Source organism: uncultured Campylobacter sp. (genome assembly GCF_938045225.1).
Taxonomy (GTDB): Bacteria; Campylobacterota; Campylobacteria; order Campylobacterales; family Campylobacteraceae; genus Campylobacter_A.
Map to the genome: position 1 here is coordinate 1 of NZ_CALINL010000156.1, position 6,450 is coordinate 6,450.

The 6,450-nt window shown below is 46.9% G+C and carries 8 protein-coding genes and 1 pseudogene; 5 read left to right on the forward strand and 4 right to left on the reverse strand.

Annotated features, from left to right (window positions below):
• The 3 genes from Q0200_RS05875 to Q0200_RS05885 form a co-directional block, all read left to right on the forward strand.
• The coding region (locus tag Q0200_RS05875; protein ID WP_297938960.1) for a VOC family protein at positions 1-316 on the forward strand (316 nt) is incomplete at its 5' end.
• A 57-nt stretch (positions 317-373) separates the two neighbouring features.
• Positions 374-658 (forward strand): hypothetical protein, encoded by a 285-nt coding sequence (locus Q0200_RS05880; protein WP_297938962.1) that lies wholly within the window; start codon positions 374-376, stop codon positions 656-658.
• Positions 659-664: 6 nt separating this feature from the next.
• Entirely contained in the window at positions 665-961 is a 297-nt protein-coding gene (locus Q0200_RS05885) for a hypothetical protein (RefSeq protein WP_297938965.1), read from the forward strand.
• A gap of 257 nt (positions 962-1,218) precedes the next feature.
• On the opposite strand, the gene ruvX is transcribed toward Q0200_RS05885, so the two are convergent.
• From ruvX to ilvC, 4 genes are all read right to left on the reverse strand, one after another.
• The gene (gene ruvX / locus Q0200_RS05890) at positions 1,219-1,593 is read right to left on the reverse strand and encodes a Holliday junction resolvase RuvX (protein ID WP_297938968.1); all 375 of its coding nucleotides are present in this window, start codon (positions 1,591-1,593) and stop codon (positions 1,219-1,221) included.
• Between the two features lie 198 nt (positions 1,594-1,791).
• The gene (gene dprA / locus Q0200_RS05895) at positions 1,792-2,559 is read right to left on the reverse strand and encodes a DNA-processing protein DprA (protein WP_297938971.1); all 768 of its coding nucleotides are present in this window, start codon (positions 2,557-2,559) and stop codon (positions 1,792-1,794) included.
• Positions 2,556-4,181: a divergent polysaccharide deacetylase family protein gene (locus Q0200_RS05900; protein WP_297938974.1), complete on the reverse strand. Its 1,626-nt coding sequence runs from the start codon at positions 4,179-4,181 to the stop codon at positions 2,556-2,558. The genes dprA and Q0200_RS05900 overlap by 4 nt, the downstream gene beginning before the upstream one ends.
• A complete protein-coding gene (gene ilvC, locus Q0200_RS05905) occupies positions 4,182-5,204 on the reverse strand; it encodes a ketol-acid reductoisomerase (RefSeq protein WP_297938977.1) in 1,023 nt (340 codons plus the stop codon). It lies immediately after the preceding gene.
• Positions 5,205-5,340: 136 nt separating this feature from the next.
• Here ilvC and Q0200_RS05910 point away from each other — a divergent pair, with 136 nt between their 5' ends.
• Together Q0200_RS05910 and Q0200_RS05915 are read left to right on the forward strand one after the other, a co-directional pair.
• Complete coding sequence (locus tag Q0200_RS05910; RefSeq protein ID WP_297938980.1) at positions 5,341-6,159, forward strand: HDOD domain-containing protein; 819 nt, start codon at positions 5,341-5,343, stop codon at positions 6,157-6,159.
• Positions 6,156-6,450: pseudogene (locus Q0200_RS05915) on the forward strand (hypothetical protein); the annotation flags it as partial. The gene Q0200_RS05910 and the pseudogene Q0200_RS05915, both read left to right, overlap by 4 nt.

Genomic DNA, 6,450 nt, shown 5'->3' on the forward strand with positions numbered 1-6,450 from the left:
TTTTTTCAATACACCTGGGACTAAATTTGAGCTCTACCCGCTAGACGCGCTGGTGCGAGATATCGACGAGAACGATCCGCCGATGGGAAGCGGATTTGCCGGCATCACGCTAGCCTATAACGTAAAAAACAAAGAGGACGTGGATAGCGTCATAGAGCTAGTAAAAAAGGCGGGCGGAACTATCGTCAAAGAGCCCCAAGATGCGTTTTGGGGCGGATATCACGCGTATTTTGCCGATCCGGACGGATACTACTGGGAGGTGGTTTGGGGACCCGGTTTTAAATTTGACGAGGACGGCCTACTCAAATTTAACTAGCTGCGGCGCCAAAGCGCTTTTATTTTAGCCGCTTACCCGCCGCAAAAAGGCAAAATCATGAAAGATATAGTCGTATACATACACAGAAAAAACGGAAGCGCGGCAGAAGCGGCCCGCTACCGACGGCTTTTTGCAGGTAGCGACGTGCTTGGGTTTGATTACGAAGCGCGCACGCCGTGGGAGGCGAAAGAGGAATTTGCGCCTTATTTTGAGTCCATCCTTAAAAGCCGCAAATCCGTGACGATCGTAGCAAACAGTATCGGAGCGTTTTTTGCCATGCATGCCTTGCAAGATGCGGGGATAAAAAGAGCGTATTTTAGTAAATATGTAAATTTTAATTGAAAAATGATGTTTCAGGCGCGCGTGAGCGAGGAGGAGCTGCGAGACAGGGGCGAGCTGGGGACGGAATCTAGAGAAAAACTTTCTTGGAAATATCTTTGCTACGCCAGAGAGCATCCTGTCTGCCGGACGGCGTCGACGCATATTTTATACGTCGAAAATGACGATCCAACCTCTCTTGAAACGATTTGCGAGTTTGCAAACCAAATCGGCGCAACGCTTACCGTCATGAAAAACGGCGAGCATAGATTTCATACGGCGCAGCAAATGCGGTTTCTGGATGATTGGATACGGCGCTATAGCTGATAGCAGCTGACTTTTGGATGAAATTTACCTCCAAATCGTAGCTTGCCTAACCCGCAAGTCAAATTTGACTCGCAAATCCGCCGATAAAACCGCTCTTAAATTTTATGCAAAAATCTCGGCTAAATTTATCGCGAGGGCGTAAAATTAGCTCAAATTTTACTCGCCGTCCGCGTTAGCAACGACCAGCTAAGACGGCCCGGGCGTAGCCCTAGCGCAAAACTCAAATTTACCGCCGTTTTGCCGCGCGCCAAATTTGCTCAAAGCCCCAAATACCGCTTTAAAATAATCATCGCAGCGATGCTGTCCAGCCGTCCGTCGCGCCTACTCTCGGCGTAAATTTCGCTCGCCTCAAAGCTACTCATCGCCTCGTCTTGATAGACCACTTCGCCGTCAAATTCGAGCAGCGACACGAAGTGCGCGATCCGCCTTCGCATCTCGTCCTCGCTAGATCCCCCAAGCGGCACGCCCACGACCAGCTTTTTTGCTCCGTATTCGCGCAAAACGGCGCTAACGTCGCGCGCGGCTTGATTGCGATTTTTACGCAGTACGGGCGTCTGCGGCATCACGGTTTGCTCGACGGCTAGCGCCACGCCGATACGTTTTAGCCCCACGTCGATGGCCATTATGCTCATTTTCGTCCTTTAGATTTTCTCAAATTTAGCGACAGACTTTGACGGCGGGCAAGCTCAAATTTGATAGCCACGCTCCGTCAAATTTACAAAATCAAACGTCGCCCGAGCGCATTTGTCGCCGTCAAGCAGCTAAAATTTACTTCAAACTTTACCGCCTCTTTAACAAAAACTCGCGCGGCATAAATTTAACGCTAAATTTTACTCCGCAAACACCGTAAGCCCCGATATTCGCAGCTTGCCTTCCAGTTCGTATTCGTAAATTTTATCGCCGAATTTCGCCAAAGCCGCATCAAGGCTCGCGCCGTTTTTGCAAAATTTTATCACCTCATCCTCTTGCGCGGGCGCGGGTTTGCCGCCGAAACGAAGCGCAAATTCGTCAAAATCGTTTATTAAATTTGCCGCGCCGCTAGCTATTAGCTCGTTTGTCCCGTCGCTTTCGCCTAGGCGCTGAGGCAGCGTAAATATCGGCACGCCAAGCTCTTTTGCCATGCGCGCGCTTTGCATTGAGCCGCTTTTGGCGTCAGCCTGCGCCACGACTAGAGCCTGCGAGAGCGCGACTACGATGCGGTTTCGCTCTAAAAATCTATAAGCAAGCGGCGGCTCGTCTGGGGCGTATTCGCTAAGAGCCAGCGCGTTTTGGTAAATTTCTTTGATTATTTTGGCGTTGCTTGGCGGGTAGATTTTGTTTAGTCCGTTGCCAAAAACCGCGATGGTATGCGGAAAAGCACCCTTGTGCGCGGCGATATCTACGCCGATGGCCGCACCGCTAACCACGCAAACGCCGCTTTTTGCCATCGTCCTAGCCAGCGCCTCTACGCACTGCCTGGTGTAGGCGCTTGCCTTTCTTGAGCCCACGATAGAGACCATTGGACGCTCAAGTAGAGCCAAATTTCCCTCGAAATAGAGCTTTGTCGGCAGCTTTTTTAGACGCAAAAGGCCGCTAGGAAGCTCGGTTAAGACGTTCAAAAGAGATCCTTTAGATAGACGACTTCGACCTCTTGCAGGAGTTTGGCGCTTTCTTGCAGGACTTCGATCGTGTTTTTGTGCGGATGGCCGATTGCGATGGCGTAGGAGCGCTTTTTGGCTAGCTCGACGGCGTATTTTAGCTGTTTTCGCACAGCCGCTTTTGAGCCGTCGTGATCCAAAAATACGTCGCGTGCGATGTATGGCATCGAGTATTTTTTTGCCGCGCTGTAAACCTTAGTCGGCGAGGTTGTCTTGCTATCGACGAAGATCAAATTTTCGTCCCGCACCGCCCGCATCATCCTATCCATCGCGGCCGCATCGCTCGTAAAACGGCTACCCGTGTGGTTGTTGATGTATTTTAGATCAGGAAAATCTCGCTTGATACTTTGCAGTTTTTTTGCGATCCTTTCGTAGTCGTCGTTTACCGTCAGAGTGCCGATCTCAGCACCCTTAAAGCCGCCTAGAGCTTGCATAGGCAGGTGGATCATATAAAAGCTAAAACGCCGCGCCAAAACAGGCGTCTCGGGGTGGGCGGAGGTTGCTGGGAAAAATGACGGCGTGAGCTTTAGATTTACCGATTTTATCGCGTCTACTTGGTGTTTGTATGCCACGTCGTCGATGATGATGACTAGGCGTGGTTTGTAGCCCGCTTTTACGGCGGCTTTTACTTCATTTGTTTTGGTCGAGCTTTTTTTATCCGTCTTTTGCGAGTCTGCAAATTGGGCTTTTTCGTCTTTTTTAGGCTTTTCTTTTTCGATCTTTTCTTGCTCGTTTTTCTCGGTGCTTTGCGGCGCATTTTCGGCGTCAAATTTTACTTCAACCTGCCCCGCCTGATCGTTTGCGTCGCTAAATTCGATATGGATTTTATCTTTTTTTAACGCTTGCTCGAGGGGGCTATTTTGCGCCTGCGGCATAGGCGTATCGTCAAAGATCACGGCTTCGGAATTTTCAAAAATATGCGTTCTTTGAGGTGCTTGCGAGCCATCAAATTTAACGGTATCGCCGCTATTTTGTGCGGATTTAGCGGATTCGTTTTTAGAGCTTAAATTTGTCAAATTTAACTCGCCGACTTTTTTAGCGCTCATTTCGCCAAGCTCGGAAGTGTCGCGAGATGCTAAATTTACGCTCTCGGGCGAGATTTTATCTTTGGTTGCAGGCGTACCCTGCCCGCTTTTATCAAATTTAGCCTGCTCGTTTGGCAAATTTTGATCGTTTTTATCTTCGGCTCTAGCTTTTTCGCCGCCGATTTTTACTTTACCTTTAGCTTCCGCCTCGTCAAAAAGCGCCTTTATATCGGTCAAATTTGCCCTCGAGTGCACGCCTGACGCGGCTTGCGCGTCTTTTATGGTAACTTTTTCAGAGCCATTTGAGACTGAAAGGCTTGGCTTATGGGTTAAATTTTGCTTTTGCTCGGGCTCGCTTTTATCGCCGAAATACCGCTCGATTTTAGCGATTAGCGCGTTGTCGCTTTTGACTTTTACCCTGACGTCCAGCAGATAAAATGCCCCTGCAATCAAGATACAGGCTATGAGAAAAACGGAAAGTAGTAGCTTTAGTCCGCCGCGCGAGCGCCCCTTTTTGGAGCGCCTTTTCGCGGCTTTTTTTCTAGGTTTCGAGTTCAATTAATTTTTGCTTTGGTCGATGAGTTTGCCCGCACTTATCCAAGGCATCATGGAGCGTAGTTTTTTGCCGGTTTGATTTAGCAGACTTCTCTCGGCGATGCCGCGCTCTGCGTTCATGCGCACGTATCCGGCCTTGCGCTCGAGGATAAAGTCTTTTGCAAATTTACCGTTTTGGATCTCTTTTAGTATTTCTTTCATAGCTTTTTTGCTATCTTCGCCGATGACGCGCGGACCGCTCACGTAGTCGCCGTATTCTGCGGTGTTTGAGATAGAGTAGCGCATATCAGCCATACCGCCTTGATACATTAGATCAACGATCAGTTTTAGCTCGTGCAAGCACTCAAAATACGCCATCTCAGGCTCGTATCCGGCATCCACTAGCGTCTCAAAACCTGCGTTTACTAGCGCGCAAAGTCCGCCGCAAAGCACCGCCTGCTCGCCGAAAAGATCGGTCTCGGTCTCGTCTTTAAAGGTAGTTTCTATGATACCCGTTCTGCCGCCGCCGATCGCGCTAGCGTAGCTTAGAGCTAGTTCTTTTGCTTTTCCGCTTGCGTTTTGCTCTACGGCGATTAGATCAGGGATGCCGCCGCCTCGTACAAATTCGCTTCTTACCGTATGGCCAGGCGCTTTTGGAGCGATCATGATGACGTCGATGCCTTCAGGAGCTTTGATCTGTCCGAAATGCACGTTAAAACCGTGTCCAAAAGCTATCGCGTCGCCCTCGTTTAAATTCGGTTTTATATCTCGCTCGAAAATTTCAGCTTGAAGCTCGTCGGGAGTCAGTATCATTATGACGTCTGCAGCCTTTGCGGCTTCGGCTACGGTTTTTACCTCAAAGCCCTTCGCCTCGGCCTTCGCCCAGCTTTTACCGCCCTTTGCTAGACCCACGATCACTTTTACGCCGCTATCGCGTAAATTTTCAGCATGCGCGTGTCCTTGCGAGCCAAAACCTATCATCGCCACGGTTTTGCTTCTAATCAAGCTTAAATCGCAATCTTTGTCATAGTAAATACTTACTGCCATCTTCTCTCCTCTTAAAAAATTTGCGAGATTATACTATTTAGTCGCTAAAATAAGCTTAACATATCTATTTAAGTTTTTTAAAAAGCCTTTTAGTGTAGAATTGTGGCTTATAAAATCTTGATGTAAAGTGCAAAAAATGAATGAATCAATTTATAAACACATAAAGGCTCTTCCGCCGCTTGATGATACTATAGTGAAAATTCAAGTAGCATGTTCGGATGAAAATAGCTCGCTTAACGACCTGTCTCAAATAGTCGAAAAAGATCCTATGTTAACGGCAAATATATTACGTTCCGCAAACTCACCTCTTTATGGGTTTAGCAGAGAAATAACCACGATATCAAGAGCGATTACGCTGTTTGGCATGGCAACTATACGCGGCTTTGCCCTATCAAGCGCAGTAAAAAAAAGCTTTAAGATAAATTTAGATCCATATGGTATTACCAGTCAAGATTTTTTAAATATTTCTATAATGCAAAATGCTCTAATGTATAACTGGTATTCAAAAATCAACGCTAGCGATCTTGCAGTTTTAAGTCCGGCCTCTTTTATGCTAGAAGTAGGTAAAATCGTCATCTCTAATGAACTAAACGAAACCGGAAAAGTTGATGATTTTAAGGCAAAATTAAAAAATATTTCAAGTCCATTTGATGTATCTGAGCTAGAAAATGAAATCGTAGGCATTTCAAATGAAACAGTGACTGCCAAAATTTTTGAACAATGGAATCTTGAACCCGAGCTTGTCGACGCAATTTTGTATTCAAACAACCCGGATGATGCGCCTGAACACATAAAAAGCTACTCAAAAGCGCTCAAAGTAGTAAAAAATGCCGTAAATCTATTTGATCAACTAAACGACGATAATCTGCAAAATACGCTAATGTGTCTCGACGAATACGGCTTTGCGCAAGATAAATTCCTAGAAGCCGTCGCAAAAGTCAAAGCAAATTTGTGAAAGATTTTTTAACCAAACTACTTGATGGAGTGAGCGAAAAGGAAGTCGCCTCCTCTGATAAAGAAATCCTACGAAATTTACTAAATTTAAATGCCGTAAGCCACCACAAAGATCGCTACTATCTAAACAACGGATTTGTTTGCGGCAAGCTAGATATAAGCGCAAACGGCACGGGCTTTTTGTCGCCTTACGATAAACGCTTTAAGCAAGATATAATAATAGAAAATAAAAATTTAAACGCCTCGCACTACGGCGATATCGAGGACAACCCGGGCTTCTTCAAAGTCCGCC